The sequence below is a fragment of the Mycolicibacterium neoaurum ATCC 25795 genome, assembly GCF_000691525.1.
GTDB classification, from domain to species: Bacteria; Actinomycetota; Actinomycetes; order Mycobacteriales; family Mycobacteriaceae; genus Mycobacterium; species Mycobacterium neoaurum.
Genome location: NZ_JMDW01000003.1, coordinates 464,374 through 479,803, shown reverse-complemented (window position 1 = coordinate 479,803; position 15,430 = coordinate 464,374). Strand labels below are relative to the sequence as shown.

14 protein-coding genes are annotated in these 15,430 nt (G+C 67.8%); 6 read left to right on the top strand and 8 right to left on the bottom strand.

Translation table 11 applies throughout. The features are described 5' to 3' along the window. Positions 1-226 precede the first annotated feature (226 nt). The 6 genes from IC40_RS0104090 to IC40_RS0104065 form a co-directional block, all read right to left on the bottom strand. Positions 227-877 carry a flagellar basal body-associated FliL family protein gene (locus IC40_RS0104090; RefSeq protein ID WP_138158178.1) on the bottom strand — a complete coding sequence of 217 codons (651 nt, stop codon included), beginning with the start codon at positions 875-877 and terminating at the stop codon, positions 227-229. A gap of 32 nt (positions 878-909) precedes the next feature. Next, positions 910-1,848 (bottom strand): Ppx/GppA phosphatase family protein, encoded by a 939-nt coding sequence (locus IC40_RS0104085; protein WP_030133486.1) that lies wholly within the window; start codon positions 1,846-1,848, stop codon positions 910-912. Then, a complete protein-coding gene (locus IC40_RS0104080; RefSeq protein ID WP_019511882.1) occupies positions 1,845-2,336 on the bottom strand; it encodes a DUF501 domain-containing protein in 492 nt (163 codons plus the stop codon). Before IC40_RS0104080 ends, IC40_RS0104085 begins: the two co-directional genes overlap by 4 nt. Next, positions 2,329-3,060 (bottom strand): FtsB family cell division protein, encoded by a 732-nt coding sequence (locus IC40_RS0104075; protein ID WP_030133485.1) that lies wholly within the window; start codon positions 3,058-3,060, stop codon positions 2,329-2,331. The genes IC40_RS0104080 and IC40_RS0104075 overlap by 8 nt, the downstream gene beginning before the upstream one ends. 9 nt (positions 3,061-3,069) lie before the next feature. Next, on the bottom strand, positions 3,070-4,359 hold the full coding sequence (gene eno, locus IC40_RS0104070; RefSeq protein WP_030133484.1) for a phosphopyruvate hydratase: 1,290 nt from the start codon (positions 4,357-4,359) through the stop codon (positions 3,070-3,072). Positions 4,360-4,539: 180 nt separating this feature from the next. Continuing rightward, complete coding sequence (locus tag IC40_RS0104065) at positions 4,540-5,280, bottom strand: lytic transglycosylase domain-containing protein (protein ID WP_030133483.1); 741 nt, start codon at positions 5,278-5,280, stop codon at positions 4,540-4,542. A 253-nt stretch (positions 5,281-5,533) separates the two neighbouring features. Between IC40_RS0104065 and IC40_RS0104060 the strand changes: the two genes are divergently transcribed. The 6 genes from IC40_RS0104060 to IC40_RS0104035 all read left to right on the top strand — a co-directional run bounded on the left by IC40_RS0104060 (position 5,534) and on the right by IC40_RS0104035 (position 11,544). Further along, the gene (locus IC40_RS0104060) at positions 5,534-6,469 is read left to right on the top strand and encodes an EfeM/EfeO family lipoprotein (RefSeq protein WP_030133482.1); all 936 of its coding nucleotides are present in this window, start codon (positions 5,534-5,536) and stop codon (positions 6,467-6,469) included. Then, a complete protein-coding gene (locus IC40_RS0104055; protein ID WP_030133481.1) occupies positions 6,466-7,734 on the top strand; it encodes a Dyp-type peroxidase in 1,269 nt (422 codons plus the stop codon). The genes IC40_RS0104060 and IC40_RS0104055 overlap by 4 nt, the downstream gene beginning before the upstream one ends. 39 nt (positions 7,735-7,773) lie before the next feature. Further along, on the top strand, positions 7,774-8,307 hold the full coding sequence (locus tag IC40_RS0104050) for a hypothetical protein (protein WP_036460477.1): 534 nt from the start codon (positions 7,774-7,776) through the stop codon (positions 8,305-8,307). Positions 8,308-8,413: 106 nt separating this feature from the next. Then, the gene (locus IC40_RS0104045) at positions 8,414-9,883 is read left to right on the top strand and encodes a PepSY-associated TM helix domain-containing protein (protein ID WP_030133479.1); all 1,470 of its coding nucleotides are present in this window, start codon (positions 8,414-8,416) and stop codon (positions 9,881-9,883) included. Beyond that, positions 9,876-10,361: a copper chaperone PCu(A)C gene (locus tag IC40_RS0104040; protein ID WP_030133478.1), complete on the top strand. Its 486-nt coding sequence runs from the start codon at positions 9,876-9,878 to the stop codon at positions 10,359-10,361. The genes IC40_RS0104045 and IC40_RS0104040 overlap by 8 nt, the downstream gene beginning before the upstream one ends. After that, entirely contained in the window at positions 10,354-11,544 is a 1,191-nt protein-coding gene (locus IC40_RS0104035; RefSeq protein WP_030133477.1) for a Dyp-type peroxidase, read from the top strand. Before IC40_RS0104040 ends, IC40_RS0104035 begins: the two co-directional genes overlap by 8 nt. Positions 11,545-11,586: 42 nt before the next feature. On the opposite strand, the gene IC40_RS0104030 is transcribed toward IC40_RS0104035, so the two are convergent. Both IC40_RS0104030 and IC40_RS0104025 read right to left on the bottom strand, forming a co-directional pair. Beyond that, entirely contained in the window at positions 11,587-12,654 is a 1,068-nt protein-coding gene (locus IC40_RS0104030; protein ID WP_030133476.1) for a 2-oxo acid dehydrogenase subunit E2, read from the bottom strand. A 17-nt stretch (positions 12,655-12,671) separates the two neighbouring features. After that, positions 12,672-15,014, bottom strand: coding sequence for a thiamine pyrophosphate-binding protein (locus IC40_RS0104025; protein ID WP_030133475.1), 2,343 nt, complete (start codon positions 15,012-15,014; stop codon positions 12,672-12,674). Between the last annotated feature and the right edge of the window lie 416 nt (positions 15,015-15,430).

The window sequence follows — 15,430 nt, the reverse complement described above, 5'->3', positions numbered from 1 at the left end:
CGCTCCGGCCCCCGGCGCTGTCCCGGCCGCGGCTCCGGCACCTGTCGAGGGCGCCGCTCCGGCGCCCGCCGAGGCAGGCAGCCAGGGCACTCCGCTGCCGGCCGGCGCCGCGCCCACCACAACCCCGGTCATGGCTCCTCCCGCCTGACGCACACCATCTCCCAGACGCCGGCGCCCCGGGTCCGAAAGGATCCGGGGCGCCGGTGTTTCTGTCGCAGAACAGAACTCAGGAGTGGGTGCTCCACCAGGCGTAGAGATTGTCCAGGGTGGGGCCGGCCGGTCGGCCCTGCACCACCGCGAACATCTGATCGTCGAAATTGGTCCACGCCAGCATCGGGTTGTCGTTCTGGATACCGCACATCAGCGTGCCGCTGACCTCGTGCAGCGACGCATTGTGTCGCCACGGACCCGGCGACTGGATCCGGCCGGGGCAGTCGACCACGGTCGAGGTGGTGCCGAGGTCGTCGATCGCGGTCTTGAGTGCCGCACTGTCCACCAGCAACGAGTAGGTCGCCGACATGGGTCCGCCGGGGTCCTTGTTGACGGTGCATGCAATGGTCGCCAGGGCACCGTCCAGGCGGGCCACCGGCTTGCACGCCCCGTCGGGATAACCGCGCGGGAGCACCTTCATCAGGCGGTCGTTGTCGTCCTCGCTCTGCTCGGACGTCGGCGCATCCGAGGTCTGCGCCGACTCCGAAGTCTGCTGTCCGGCAGGCTCATCCGGATCCGATGGGCTGAGCACGAAATAGGCGACCCCGCCCCCGATGACCAGCACAGCCGCAGCGATACCCGCGATCAGCGCCACGTTCGGGCCGCCGCGCGACGGCGGACGCGGGACGATCGGCGGCGGCCCTCCGCCGGAATTCCACGTGCTCACGCCTCTCCCTCCTTCAGCCTCACCGGTACACGCTAGGCGATGGACAGCGCAATACCGTCCAGGATGTCGTGCTCGCTGACCACCAGTTCGTCGATTCCGGCTCGGTCTGCCATCACGCGGGCCAGCTCCTGCACCACGATCGCGCCGCCGGCGATCACATCGGCGCGACCCTCGTGCATGGGGCCCAACGCAAGCCGCTGCTGCGCGGTCATCGCCAGCAGGTCGGCGCACACGGTCGACAGATCAGCGAAACCGGTCCGGGACAGATGAATCGCGGCCGGATCGTAGGCGGGTAACCGGTGCGCCAGCGCCGCGAGTGTCGTGAACGTGCCGGCCACCCCCACCCAGGTGCGCGCGCGTTCCACCGGCACGGCCCGCAGCGCCTCGTCCAGGGCGGCGCGCACCACGGTTCGGGCGGCCTCGATCTCCTCGGCCGACGGCGGGTCCGAGGGCAGGCAACGCTCCTTGATCCGCACGCAGCCGATATCGGCCGAGAACGACGCGCTCACCCCGGCACCGTCGCCGAGGACCAGTTCGGTGGAACCGCCGCCGAGATCGACGACGATGAACGGCGCCCCGGCCGAATCGAGCTCGCCGACCGCGCCGCGAAAGGACAGCTCGGCCTCTTCTGTACCGGTGATCACCTCGGCGACCGCCCCGTCGCTGACGGTCCCGAGCAATCGCGCTGTCATGGCGAAGAATTCGTCACGGTTACCGGCATCGCGGGCGGCCGATGTCGCGACCATCCGAACCCGGGCCACATCGTGCTCGCGCATCAACGCGACATAGTCGGTCAGCGCGGACTCGGTGCGCGCCAGGGCTTCCGGTGCGAACTCACCGGTGGCGTCGACCCCCTGGCCGAGCCGGACGATGCGCATCTCACGGTGGGTGTCGATCAGTCCGTCTGGACCGCCCTCGGCTATCAACAGCCGGATCGAGTTGGTACCGCAGTCGATCGCGCCGACCTTCATGCCCACACCTTCCGGTCCAGGATGCCCGCCATCCCCGGCTCGACGGCCAGCACGGCCAGCGCCTCGTCCCCGAACGGGTTGAGCCCAGGGCCCTTCGCCAACGAGTGCGCGATGACCACGTGCAGACACTTCACCCGGTCCGGCATACCGCCGCCGGTGAAGTCGGTGCCCAGCGACTCGATGGCGTCGCGCTCGGCCAGGTAGGACTCGTGTGCGCGCCGGTAGGCCGCCGCCACCTCCGGGTCCTCGGCGAGCCGTTCGGTCATCTCACGCATCAGGCCCGAGGACTCCAACCTGCTCGCCGCGGCGGTCAGTGCCGGATGGGTCAGGTAATACAGCGTGGGGAACGGCGTGCCGTCGGGCAGCTTCGGCGCGGTCTTGACCACCGCGGGTTCGCCGTTGGGACAACGGTATGCGATCTCCAGGACACCGCGCGGTTCGCGTCCGAGCTGGCGGGCGACGGCGTCCAGGTCGGCCTGCTCAACCACCGGCGGGCACCGGGGTGGGAGCACCGCCGGGCGCGGGTGGCGCCGGCGGCGGGGCGGGGGTGATGCCGTGCGGTTGATCGGCGATGGTGTGCCACAGCGAGGTGTACCAGGGATCGGTGTTGATCGCCGTCGGCGCCTCGGGACCGGTATCGGGTTCCACCGCGGCGGTCGGGGGCAGCTGTACCTGATAGGGAATGTCACCGGGCATCACGAAGCCCAGCCGTTCGCGTGCCTGCGCGGCGATGAACACCGGGTCGGCGAGCTTGATCTTCTGTTGTTCTAGATCGGCGATCTGGGAACGCAATTGTGCCTCGACCATTTTCAGTTGGTTCATCTCGGTGCGCTGAGCAAAGTAGGTGCGGACGGGTCCGGCGATCGTCAGCGTCAACACACAGACGACGGCGGCCAGAATGGCCGCGCGCCGGGCCGCCGACCCGAAGCGCTGTTCGGAGTGGGTGTCGGCGGTCTCGGCGACGGAACGTCGGATGGCCTCGGCGACGGTGTCGGGAGCGCCGGCGTCATCGACGAAGCCGGCGGCGTCGCGCGCCTGGCGGGCTTGGCCGCTCTCGATGGCTTTCGGATCGCGGGCCTTGGGATCGCGGGCCTTGGGGTCGCGCCGCACCGACGACCCACGCGGACGGCCCGCCCCGCCCGCCTTGCCCGGCCTGGGGGCAGGGCCGCGGCTTGACTTCCGCTGCGGATCGGGCCGTTTCGCGTCGGGCATGAACCGAAGTTACTGGCCCGCGGGCGTGAACCGCGGGAAGGCCAGGTCACCGGCATAGCGTGCGGCATCACCGAGCGCTTCTTCGATGCGCAGCAGCTGGTTGTACTTGGCCACCCGCTCGCTGCGGGCCGGCGCACCGGTCTTGATCTGGCCGCTGCCCACGGCGACCGCGAGGTCGGCGATGGTGGTGTCCTCGGTCTCCCCGGACCGGTGGCTCATCATGGTGCGGTATCCGCTGTTGTGTGCCAGCGCGACGGCATCGAGGGTCTCGGTGAGCGTCCCGATCTGGTTGACCTTCACCAGCAGCGCGTTGGCCGCGCCCTTCTCGATACCCTCTTCCAACCGTTCAGGGTTGGTGACGAACAGGTCGTCGCCGACGAGTTGCACCCGGTCGCCGATGGCGGTGGTCAGTTCCACCCACCCGTCCCAGTCGTCCTCGGACAGCGGGTCTTCGATCGAGACCAGCGGGTAGGCATCGAGCAGTCCGGCGTAGAAATCGGCCATCTGCGCCGCCGTGCGGGTCTCCTTCTCGAAGGCGTAACCCTTGCCCTCGGTGTGGAATTCGGTGGCGGCGACGTCCAGCGCCAACGCGACATCGGTACCGAGCTTGAGCCCGGCGCCCTCGATGGCGGTGGCGATCAGATCCAGCGCGGCCTTGGTGCCGGGCAGATCGGGGGCGAAACCACCCTCATCGCCCAGCCCGGTGGACAGGCCCTGCTTCTTGAGCACCGACTTCAGCGAGTGGTAGACCTCGGCACCCCAGCGCAGCGACTCCTTGAACGTGGGGGCGCCGATCGGGGCGATCATGAACTCCTGCACGTCCACACCGGTATCGGCATGCGCACCGCCGTTGATGATGTTCATCATCGGCACCGGCAAGATGTGGGCGTTCGGTCCGCCGACATAGCGGAACAGCGGCAGCCCGGCCGACTCGGCGGCAGCACGTGCCACCGCCAGCGACAGACCGAGGATGGCGTTGGCGCCGAGACGGGACTTGTCCGGGGTGCCGTCGAGGTCCAGCAGCGCCTGATCCACCAGCCGCTGATCGTCTGCCGAGAGGCCGATGACGGCGGGGGCGATCTCGTCGAGGACGGCCTCCACGGCCTTCTCGACACCCTTGCCGAGGTAGCGCGGGCCACCGTCGCGCAGCTCGACCGCCTCGTGCTCACCGGTGGATGCGCCGGAGGGCACCGCCGCGCGGGCGACGGTTCCGTCGATCAGGGCCACCTCGACCTCAACGGTCGGGTTACCGCGCGAATCGAGGATCTCGCGGGCTCCGACCTGTTCGATGATGGGCACGGGTTCCTCCTGGAAATCGGTCATGGGCTGGCATGCGAACGGTTAAGAGCCTAAGGGTTGCGTCGCGCCGGTGTGTTCCAGGTCGCCGCAGTTGGCGGTGTCCGTGCCTAATCAGAAGCCTGTCGGGACGACAATCAGGGCCCTGTCGGGACGACAATGAGGGGCCTGTCGAGACGACATCTAGGACGTCGATGCATCGGCATAGGTGGTCGCCCAGTCGCGCACATTGCGCGCGTACAGGTTGGACAGGTTGTAGGCGCGCAGTGCCTCCATCCAGCCTCGCGGGGTCGACAGGTCCTTGCCCCGCCAGCACAGGTATCCGGCCGCCGACAGGGCCGCATCGTCGAAATTGTCGGGGCTGATCACGCCGTCGTTGTTGGCGTCGACGCCGTAGAGCCGCCACGTCTCGGGGATGAACTGCATGGGCCCCATCGCCCTGTCCATCGTCGGATCGCCGTCGAGCAGCCCCTGATCGGTGTCCAAGATCTCCATGTTGCCCATGGTGCCGTCGAGCTGGACACCCCGAATGGGCGGTCGCACATCACCATTGGGCGCAATCTCCGCACCGTTGTAGGTGCCGTGATGGCTTTCGACCATGCCGATGCCCGCCAGGGTGGGCCAGGCCAGGTTGCATTTGGGATTGACCACCTCGGCCACCCTGGCGGCATAGGCGTAGGCCTGCAGGGCCTGCTCGGGGATGCCCGTCTTGGGTGCCAGCTCGGCGGCCCAGTCCCGCAGCTGATCCGCCGGGCGCCCGGCGGCATTGGTGTCGATGGCGGGGACGGCGGCACCGCGCGGCGGCGGCACCCCGTCGGGAATATGTTCCCCGCGATGCCAGGAACAACTTGAGGCGAGCAACAGCAGTGCTGCCGCGAGGACCAACGCGGCGCGCACCCAACGGGCGCGCCAGAATGCCGTGATCGAGCGGCCGGGGGCCGGCGGCTCCGGGTCGAGGGTCGGTGCCGGGGAGGACACGCTCCCGGCCCCACTCCGCACGTCCGACAAAGCACTCCCTCAAAACCACCCGCTGTGACAACGCAACGGAGTCTCACGCCCCCTGGTCAAGAGTAGCGGTGAGAACGCGACGGTCGGTCGGTCGTCGACGTTGACTCAGGTATGCCTACCCAATACTGCTCGAACATGTACTGTGCTCGAAGTCCCACAAGGAGGCCCGATGAAACGGCATTTCGCCTGGCAGCTACCGATCGCCGCGCTCGCACTCGTGCTCAGCGCATGTTCGAACGGTGATTCGAACACCGCAACCGACACGTCGAGCGGTAGTCCGACCTCGGGCGCGTCGACCAGCAGTTCGGCGGCAGCGGCCCCGAATCCGCTGACCGAGAAGGCCGCCGTCGAGTACAAGGCCTACGCCACCGCACAGATCGACGAGCTCGTCGGCGCGGTCAAGGTGTTCACCGACGCGGTCCGCGCCGGTGACCTCAAGGCCGCCCAGGAGGCCTACGCCCCCTCGCGCGCGCCGTGGGAGCGCATCGAGCCCATCGCCGGACTGGTCGAAAAGATCGACGGCAAGATCGACGCCCGCGTCGACGACTTCGCCGGTGTCGACGATCCCGGCTTCACCGGTTGGCACCGACTGGAATACCTGCTCTTCGAGAAGAACACCACCGATGGTGGCGCGCCCTTCGCCGACCAGCTCGACGCCGATATCGCCGAGCTCAAGGCCCAGTTCCCGGCTGTCGAGGTGAAGCCGGTCGATGTCGCAACCGGGGCGGCCGAACTGATCGAAGAGGTCTCCGAGGGCAAGATCACCGGCGAAGAGGATCGGTACGCCAAGACCGACCTGTGGGACTTCGACGCCAACGTGCAGGGTGCCCGCGATGCCATCGGCAAGCTCAATCCCGCTCTCGTGCAGGCCGACCCGGCACTACTGGGCAAGATCGAGGCCGGCATCAACTCGGTGTACGACACCCTCGGCCCGCTGCGCCGCGGGGACGGCTGGGTGCTGTTCTGCACCGAGAACGACCCCTATCCGTCGGCGCGCTGCCCGGAGGTCACGGTGACCCCCGAGGTGATCGACACGCTCAAATCTGAACTCGCGGGCCTCTCGGAGAACCTCTCCCAGGTCTCGGGAGTGCTCAAACTCCAGTGAGTCGCCGGGGTATCTCTCGGCGCGGGTTCGTGGCCGGCGCGTTGGGCGCCGGGGCGGCTGTCGGCGCGGCCGGCCTGGCAGGTTGTGGCCAGGAACCGGCCGCCCCGCCCGACGCGGCGCGGTTCGTCGAGTTCGAAGGTGCGCACCAGGCCGGTATCACCGCACTGCCGATTCCCGAGCAGGGTCTGATCGCGTCGTTCAATGTGCACGCCAAGAATCGTGCGCAGCTGAAATCGACGCTGCAGGAACTGACCGACGAGATCCGCGGTCTGATGGCCGGTCGCCCGCCCGAGCAGCGCGACCCGGCCTACCCGCCGGTGGATTCGGGGATCCTCGGCGAACACCCGCCCCCGGACAATCTGTCGATCGTGGTCGGCGTGGGCGCCTCACTGTTCGACGGCCGGTTCGGCCTCGCCGACCGCAAACCGCGCGAGCTGGAGACCATGCCGTTCCTGGCCAACGATCGGCTGGATCCCAAGCTGTCGCACGGGGACATCTCGATCATCTTCGAGTCCGGTCACAACGACACCATGCAGTTCGCGCTGCGGCAGCTGATGCGGCGTACTCGCAGCGATCTGGTGCTCAAATGGATGATCGACGGCTATGCGCGCGGTATCGGCGCGGGCAAGGCCGCCTCCCATGACGGCACGGAGGCGACCACCCCGCGCAATCTGCTGGGTTTCAAGGACGGCACCGCCAACCTCGATGTCAGCGATGCCGCCGTGATGGACCGCCACGTGTGGGTGGGTCCCGATGACGTCGGCCCCGGCCGCGAACCGGAGTGGACGGTCGGGGGCAGCTATCAGGCGGTCCGCATCATCCGTAATTTCGTCGAGTTCTGGGACCGCACCCAGCTCGTCGAGCAGGAGGCGCTGATCGGCCGGTCCAAGGTCAGCGGTGCGCCGTTGGGCATGGCCGGCGAATTCGACGACCCGGACTATGCCGCCGACCCCGACGGTCTGCGCATCAAGCTCAATGCGCACATCCGGCTGGCCAACCCCCGCACACCGGAGACCGACGAGAACCTGATCCTGCGCCGCGGCTTCAACTACTCGCGCGGGTTCGACGGCGCCGGGCGTCTGGACCAGGGATTGGCCTTCGTGGCCTACCAGCGCAGTCTGCAGAAGGGCTTCCTGACGGTGCAGGAGCGCCTCAAGGGCGAGCCACTGGAGGAATACATCATGCCGGTGGGCGGCGGCTTCTTCTTCGTCCTTCCCGGTGTGACCGGCGGTGACCGGTTCCTCGGCGACACGCTCGTCGACTGAGCACCTACTAGGCGTCGTAGTAGAGTCCCGCTGGTGAGCATGCCGACCACACACGCGCACGGGGTGCGCGCCGTGCTGGTCGGGATCAGTGCCGCCGCCACCACCGTCGGTGCACACGCTGCGGCGGCCGGCACCGTCCCACATGGTGCGGCCCTGATTGCCGCCCTGCTGGTGTGCGCCACCTCCGGTGCCGCCGCGGGCAGCCTCACCGTCGCCGGCCGCTACGCCGGCGTGATCGTGCCGGCGCTGGCATTGGGTGCCGCCCAGGTGCTGAGCCACCTCGTGTTGACCGTCGCCGGCGGGCACCACGGCGACATGGGCCTGACACCGGCGATGATCGCCGCACACGCGGTCGCCGCGGTGCTGCTGGGCATTGCGATCGCCGCCGTCGAACATCTGTACCGCGTATGCGCCTCGGTGCTGTGCTGGCTGCGCTTGTTCGCCACCGCGCACGCTCCCGCGCCCGCACACCGGGCGCGCCGACGCACCGACAACGTTGTCGCGCAATCTGTTCTGCTGGCTCCGGGTCTCGGCATGCGGGCCCCGCCGAGGGGTGCTGTCGCGACCGTCTGACGGTCGACGACTCCGACGAATCGAAACGCCCGTGACCGGTTCCCCGGTCACGGCGCGCTGCGTGCGTCCGCACACCCCCTCTGTCGTTTCCAGCCGAAGGCATGTCATGACCATTCCCGACGACACCGTCGATATCGACCCGACCGATACCACACCCCCACCCGCAGTCGCCCACCGAAGAAGTTGGCGCCCCTTCGTGGTTCGCCTGCACTTCTACGCAGGCATCCTGATCGCGCCGTTCATCCTGATCGCCGCGACGACCGGCGGCCTCTACGCCATGGCACCGACGATCGAACGCATCGTCTACGCCGACATCCTGACCGTCACCCCGACCGGGCAGGCACTGCCGCTGGCCCAACAGGTCGCCGCCGCGCAGCAGGCGTTCCCGGCGTTGACCGTGACCGGCATGCGGCCACCGGCCGCCGCGGACGCATCCACCCGGGTGGAGTTCGCCGACCCCGCACTGGACCCGGAGTTGCTGCGGTCGGTGTTCGTGGACCCCTACACCGGTCGTGTCCTCGGCGACGAGGCCACCTGGCTGGGCTACCTGCCGGTGAGCACCTGGCTCGACGGCTTCCACCGGCACCTCCAGCTCGGCGAACCCGGCCGCGTGTACAGCGAGCTGGCCGCCTCCTGGCTGTGGGTGGTGGCCCTCGGTGGGCTCGCGCTGTGGCTGACCAAGACCGCCGCACAACGACGCCGGGGACGCCCTGGCCGCATCCTGCGGGTCGATCGCAGCACCACGGGCCGTGCCCGCACCATGAATTGGCATGGCGCCACCGGTGTCTGGTTGCTGGCTGGACTGCTTTTCCTGTCCGCCACCGGCATCACCTGGTCCACCTACGCCGGAGAGCATGTCACCGAGCTGCGCTCGGCCATGGACTGGAAACGACCGGTGCTGGACACCACACTGCATCCCGCCGCCGCAGTCGCCGATGGACACGGCGACCACGGGGGCCACGGTGAACACGCGGGCCACGGTCAGCACGGGGCCGATGCCCCCGGTGCCCCGGCCGGTGCGATCGACTACGAGGCCGTGCTGCAGGCGGCAGCCACCGCCGGTGTCCACCAGCCCGTCGAACTGGCCCTGCCGACCGAGGCGGGCAACGGGGTGCGGGTCGCCGAGCTCGACAAGCCCTACCGGCTCACCACCAACGTGGCCTCGGTCGATCCGGCCACCAACACGATCAGCAGCGAGATCGACTATTGGCGCGACTATTCGGTGGTCGCGATGCTTGCCGACTGGGGCATCCGTGGCCATATGGGTCTGCTGTTCGGGCTGGCCAACCAGCTGATCCTGCTCGGTGTCGCGGTCGCCCTCGTCGCCGTGATCATCGGCGGATACCGGATGTGGTGGCAGCGCCGCCCGACCCGCGGATCCGGTTGGGCAGTGGGCAGACCACCATTGCGTGGGACGTGGAAACGACTGCCGCCGTGGGCAATCGGCACCATCATCATCACCGCGACGGCCATCGGGTGGTTCCTGCCACTGCTCGGGCTCTCGTTGGCCGGCTTCGTCCTGGTCGACGTGCTCGTGGGAGCGGCCAAGTCCCGGAAGGAGAACGCTGATGCGTAAGGTGCTCATCCTCGCCGTGGCCCTGCTGCTGGCGGCGTGTGGCGCCCCCGCCGCACAGGACTCTCCGATGGCCGAGCGCGTGACCGTCACCGACCAGTGGGCCGCCGGAACCGACGGCGGGATGGCCGCGCTGTTCGGGACGTTGTCCAATACCGGCAGCAGCGAGGTGCGGATCACCTCGGGCACCTCGCCTGCGGCAGGCATGGTGGAGCTGCACGAGGTCACCGGTGCGGCGGGCAGTAAGACCATGCGCCCCAAGGCCGGTGGATTCGTGATCACCCCGGGCGGCAGCCATGAGCTGACACCCGGTGGCGACCACGTGATGCTGATGGATCTGACCGGACCGTTGTCACCGGGCAGCGATGTCACCGTCACCCTCAAGTTCGAGGACGGTTCGACGCTGCCGGTCACCGCGCAGGTACGTGACTTCGCCGGCGCCAACGAGCAATACCAACCCGGCCACGGCAGCCATGGTTGACGTCAACCGGCGGCGCCTCCTCACCGGAGGCGCCGCCGCCCTGGCCGCCGGTGCCGCCCTGACCCAGTGCAGTGCCGCACATTCGGCGACGGTCGACGGTTTCGGCGGCACGGTCGAGCCCTTTCACGGTGCGCATCAGGCCGGGATCGACACGCCGCCGCAGGCGCACGCGCTGTTCGTCGCGCTGGACCTGCGCGACGACCCGCACCGCGGTCCGCGCGACACGCTGACCGCGATCCTGCGGTTGTGGAGCGCCGACGCCGCGCGGTTGACCCAGGGCCGGCCGGCGTTGGCCGATACCGAACCCGAACTTGCCCTTCGTCCGGCTCGCCTCACCGTCAGCGTGGGGCTCGGCCCAACGGTGTTCGACCGAATCGGCCTGGCGCACAAACGGCCCCCAACCGCGATCGACATGCCCCCGTTCCGGACCGACCGGCTCGATCCACGGTTCGTCGGCGGCGACATCGTGTTGCAGATCTGCGCCGACGACCCGATGGTGGTCGCGCACACCAGCCGGGTACTACTCAAGAACGTCCGCGCCATGACGGTGCAGCGCTGGCGGCAAAGCGGTTTCCGCAATGCCCATGGCGCCGACGCGTCCGGGGCGACGATGCGCAATGTGATGGGGCAGGTCGACGGCACCGCGAACCTGCGGACCCCGGCCGAGTTCGACCGCTACGTATGGGACGACGGGACAGCCCAGCCATGGTTCACCGGTGGCACCATCCTGGTACTGCGCAGGGTGCGCGCCGAGATGGACACCTGGGACGAACTCGACCGCGCAAGCAAGGAATTCGCGGTGGGCCGCCGGCTGGACACCGGGGCGCCCCTGACCGGAACCCGGGAGAACGATGCACCCGATCTGGATGCCCGGGTCAACGGAATTCCGGTGATCCCACCGAATTCGCATATCGCGCTGGCACATCACCGCAATGACGATGAGCGGTTCCTGCGCAGGCCGTACAACTACGACGATCCGCCACCAGCTGGGGCGACCACCGACAGCGGGCTGGTGTTCGCCACCTATCTCGCCGATCCGGTGCGCCAGTTCATTCCCGTGCAGGCACGATTGGCCGAGTCCGACGCGATGAATCAGTGGATCACCACGGTGGGCTCGGCGACCTTCGCCATGCTGCCCGGGGTGGCCGAGGGCGACTGGCTGGGCTCGGGATTGCTGACCTGAACTGACCGTCGAGGAGTGCGCGGGATCGGTCGATGCGTGCGTTCACCGGAGGTCATCGGCGGTGAACCCCCGCTCGAGTCGGCCCTTGACGGCCGTCAGATAGCGGGCGGCATCGGCACCGTCGACGGTGCGGTGGTCATAGGACAGTGACAGATAAGCCATGGACCGCACACCGATCTCGAGTTCAGGAGCCTCGCGCCGAATCGGGACCACCCGGTCGACCACCGCGCCCACACCGAGAATGGCCGACTGCGGCTGGTTGATGATCGGGGTGTCGAACAGGGCGCCTCGGCTGCCGGTATTGGTGATGGTGAAGGTGCCGCCGGACAGATCATCAGGTCGTATCGTGCCGAGCCGGACTCGGTCCGCGACCGCGGCAATGCCTTGTGCCAGTTGCACAAGACTCAAGGTCGCGGCATCGCGGAGCACCGGAACCATCAGCCCTTTGTCGCTGTCGACTGCCATCCCCAGGTGCACGTCGGCGTGGTAGGTGATCTCGGTGCAGTCGGCGTCGAGTGAGGCGTTGAGCACCGGATGCTCGGCGAGCGCTTCCACCGCGGCGGCGACGAAGAACGGAAGGAAGGACAGTTTCACTCCGGCGCGTCGGTGGAAGTCTTCCTTCTCCTGCGAGCGCAGCCGGGCAATGGTGGTGACATCGACCTCGACCACCGTCGTCAACTGTGCCGAGGTCTGCAGTGATTCCAGCATTCGCCGCGCGATCGTCTGACGAATTCGGGGCAGCTTCTGCACCGTAGAGGTCGTCGCCGGCTCCACCGCGACCGATGGTGGCGGATCGACAACCACCGGTGACGGCGCCGGCATCACCTCGGTCGCCGCGGGAACGGGATCCGTGACTTCGGATGCGGCCAGAACGGCCAGCGCCGCCCCGATTTCGACAACCTCATTCTCGGCTGTCAGGATCTCCAGGAGCGTTCCGGCGCCCGGCGCGGGTATCTCGGTTTCGACCTTGTCCGTGGACACTTCGAGCAATGGCTCGTCGGGCTCGAAGCGTTCGCCGGTGTTCTTGAGCCACCGGGTGATGGTGACCTCGTTGACGTGATCGCCGAGTGCCGGCAACACCAGCGTGGTGGTGGTTTCTGGATCGGGCATGCCAGTGGTCCCTTTTCTCAGTCGACGAGGTCTAGCGCGGCGCGAACGATGCTGTCCGTGTCGATACCGTGATAGCGGTAGACATCGTCGAGGGATCCGACCTGTCCGAATCGTGTGACGCCGAGCGCTGCGGCCGGAACACGATTGATCCCTGCCAAGAACGCCAAGGTGTGCGGGTGCCCGTCCAGCGCCGTCACCATGGGTACTGCCCTGTCGGGCGGAAACACCTGATCCAGGATCCACGACGGCCCGTCTGCCAGACCGCGGCGCGCTTGCACCGCCTCGAACAACAGCCCGGCGCTGGTCACACATACGACGTCGGCATCGAGACCCAACTCCGCCAACCGATCGGCGGCAGCGAGAGTCTCGGTGATCACCGCTCCCACTCCGACCAACATGACCGCAGGCTGCTCGGCCCGGCGGAGCGGATAGGCACCGGCGACAACCTGACGCCGTCGCCGTTCTCGCGCCGCCGGATCCGTCGGGACCCCGGCCAGAGTCTGGTCGACGGGGCGGGTCGACAGGCGCAGATACGAGGACGATCCGTCCGGACGTCCCAACCGCGAAATGCTGTCGAGCAGCGTCCATTCGACGTCGACCGCGAAGGCCGGCTCGTAGCTGACACAGCCGGGCTGCTCGATTCCGATCGAGGGGGTCTTGATCGACTGGTGCGCGCCGCCCTCGGCAGCGAGGGTGACCCCCGACGGCGTCCCGACCAGGATCGACTGCCCGCCCGCGTAGATGCCGTAGGACCACGGTTCGAGGGCGCGCTCGACGAAAGGGTCGTACATCACGCCGATCGGGAACAGCGGCTGCCCCCACCGACTCCAGGTGGCCCCCAGCTCGCCCATCAATCCGACCAGATTCGTCTCGGCGATACCGAGTTCCATGTGTTGTCCAGTGGGCTTCTCCCGCCAGTGCATGATGGTTTCGGCGTCGTCGTCGAACCAGTTTCGCCGTTCGTTCGGCGACCACACGCCCACCTTGTTCAGCCAACCCGCCAGGTTGGTGGTAGACGACACATCCGGACTGACGGTGACCACACGTTTGGCCGCATCCGGAGCCAGCCGGGACAGATCGAGCAGCGCTCGTCCCAGCGCGGCCTGCGTCGTCGACACCCCGGCCGGGGTGCGGCCGATGTCCGCCGGAATGACCGGCGCGGTGACCAACTCGACGGACTCTCGGTGCAACCGCTGCGCAGCGGCAGCACAGACTCGACCGGGGATGCTGTCCGGATCGAAGCGCACCCACGGGTGTGCAGGATCCATGCCGAGTTCGGCCGCCAACTGTTCATACTGCTCGATCGTCAACAGTGACGAATGGTTCTGCGGGTGACCCTGGGTGGGCAACCGGTGTCCCTTGATGGTGTAGGCGATGATCACGGTGGGTCGGGTGTCGTCGATCTGTTCGTACGCCCCACGCAGCGTGTCGAGATCATGGCCGCCGAGATTCCGGATCGCCCGCAGAAGCGTGTCGTCATCGAGGTCGTCCAACAACGACGCGATCTCGCCCGCATCAGAACCATTGCCGGGCAGACGAACCCGAAGCGCAGCGGCATCACAGCGCAACAAACGCTGGTATTCCGGGTTGGGCATGGTGAGGATTCGGGAGCGCAATGCGCGTCCACCGGCCCGCGTGAACAGATCCTCCAGGAGTCTGCCGAACATCACGGTGATCACCTGCCACCCGGCGGCCGAGAACATCGCCTCCAGACGGCCCGCCGCGATGTTCGGCACCACGCGGTCCAGAGACTGCCGGTTCAGATCGACGATCCAGACGATTTCGCCGAGTTCGGCCACCGACGTGTCGAGGATCGCCTCCCACACCGCACCCTCATCGAGCTCGGCGTCGCCGACCAGCGAGTACTGCCGACCTGTGCCGGCATCACCGAACACGGTGTCCACGTAGCGTCGGGCAATGGCACCCCAGATCGGCGCCGTCGCGCCGATGCCCACCGATCCTGTCGAATAGTCGACCGGATCAGGGTCTTTCGCCCTGCTCGGGTACGACTGCAGGCCGCCGAACTCCCGGAGCGTCGTGAGGTACTTCTCCGCCAGCTCACCGAGCAGATAGTTGATGCCGTGCAACACGGGCGACGCGTGGGGCTTCACCGAGACCCGGTCGCCCGGCCGCAGCTGTTCGAACCACAACGAGGTCATGATCGACACCATCGAGGCACACGACGCCTGGTGACCGCCGACCTTCAGCCCCGTGGGATTGGGACGAACCCGGTTGGCATGATGGACCATCGCCGTCGACAACCAGAGGACGCGTTTCTCGATCTCCACCAGAGCTTCTCGATCCACGGCTCCCGACGCCTGCAGCGACGCGGCCGGGTCGATCGTGCGAACACCGTTCATCATTGTGATCCTTGCCTGTATGTATGGAGATCAGACCCACCTCGGACATCGTGGTGAGTGGGATCGATCGGACGTGACAGGTACGCGGTCCCCCGGCGGGCCACGTCGCAGTGGCTGTTCTCCATTGCGGATGATCTCGAGATCCGTTGCGAGAAATCGGTGTTCAGTTGACCATGGGATCGCACTCCGGGCAATACCGACCGCGCGCATTGAGCAATCTGCGCACCATCTGGGTCCGCCACCCGGACGGCGTTGTCACAATGCCACAGCAGTACGCCATCGACCGATCTGGTCGAGTGTCTGGCACCGGGCCGTCGCACGGCAGCCACGTCGATGAGACGTTAACGTCTATTAACCTCAAGGGAACGCGGTCGACGCGATACGCGTGTTCCATACACAGACGTGACAACCGGCCC

What these genes read in the sequence shown, in the direction of transcription:
- IC40_RS0104085 (WP_030133486.1), bottom strand. Translation starts at nt 1,848, where the DNA reads ATGAAGGTCGGCGCGATCGACTGCGGTACCAACTCGATCCGGCTGTTG.
- IC40_RS0104075 (WP_030133485.1), bottom strand. Translation starts at nt 3,060, where the DNA reads ATGCCCGACGCGAAACGGCCCGATCCGCAGCGGAAGTCAAGCCGCGGC.
- IC40_RS0104060 (WP_030133482.1), top strand. Translation starts at nt 5,534, where the DNA reads ATGAAACGGCATTTCGCCTGGCAGCTACCGATCGCCGCGCTCGCACTC.
- IC40_RS0104050 (WP_036460477.1), top strand. Translation starts at nt 7,774, where the DNA reads ATGCCGACCACACACGCGCACGGGGTGCGCGCCGTGCTGGTCGGGATC.
- IC40_RS0104045 (WP_030133479.1), top strand. Translation starts at nt 8,414, where the DNA reads ATGACCATTCCCGACGACACCGTCGATATCGACCCGACCGATACCACA.
- IC40_RS0104040 (WP_030133478.1), top strand. Translation starts at nt 9,876, where the DNA reads ATGCGTAAGGTGCTCATCCTCGCCGTGGCCCTGCTGCTGGCGGCGTGT.
- IC40_RS0104035 (WP_030133477.1), top strand. Translation starts at nt 10,354, where the DNA reads ATGGTTGACGTCAACCGGCGGCGCCTCCTCACCGGAGGCGCCGCCGCC.
- IC40_RS0104030 (WP_030133476.1), bottom strand. Translation starts at nt 12,654, where the DNA reads ATGCCCGATCCAGAAACCACCACCACGCTGGTGTTGCCGGCACTCGGC.
- IC40_RS0104025 (WP_030133475.1), bottom strand. Translation starts at nt 15,014, where the DNA reads ATGAACGGTGTTCGCACGATCGACCCGGCCGCGTCGCTGCAGGCGTCG.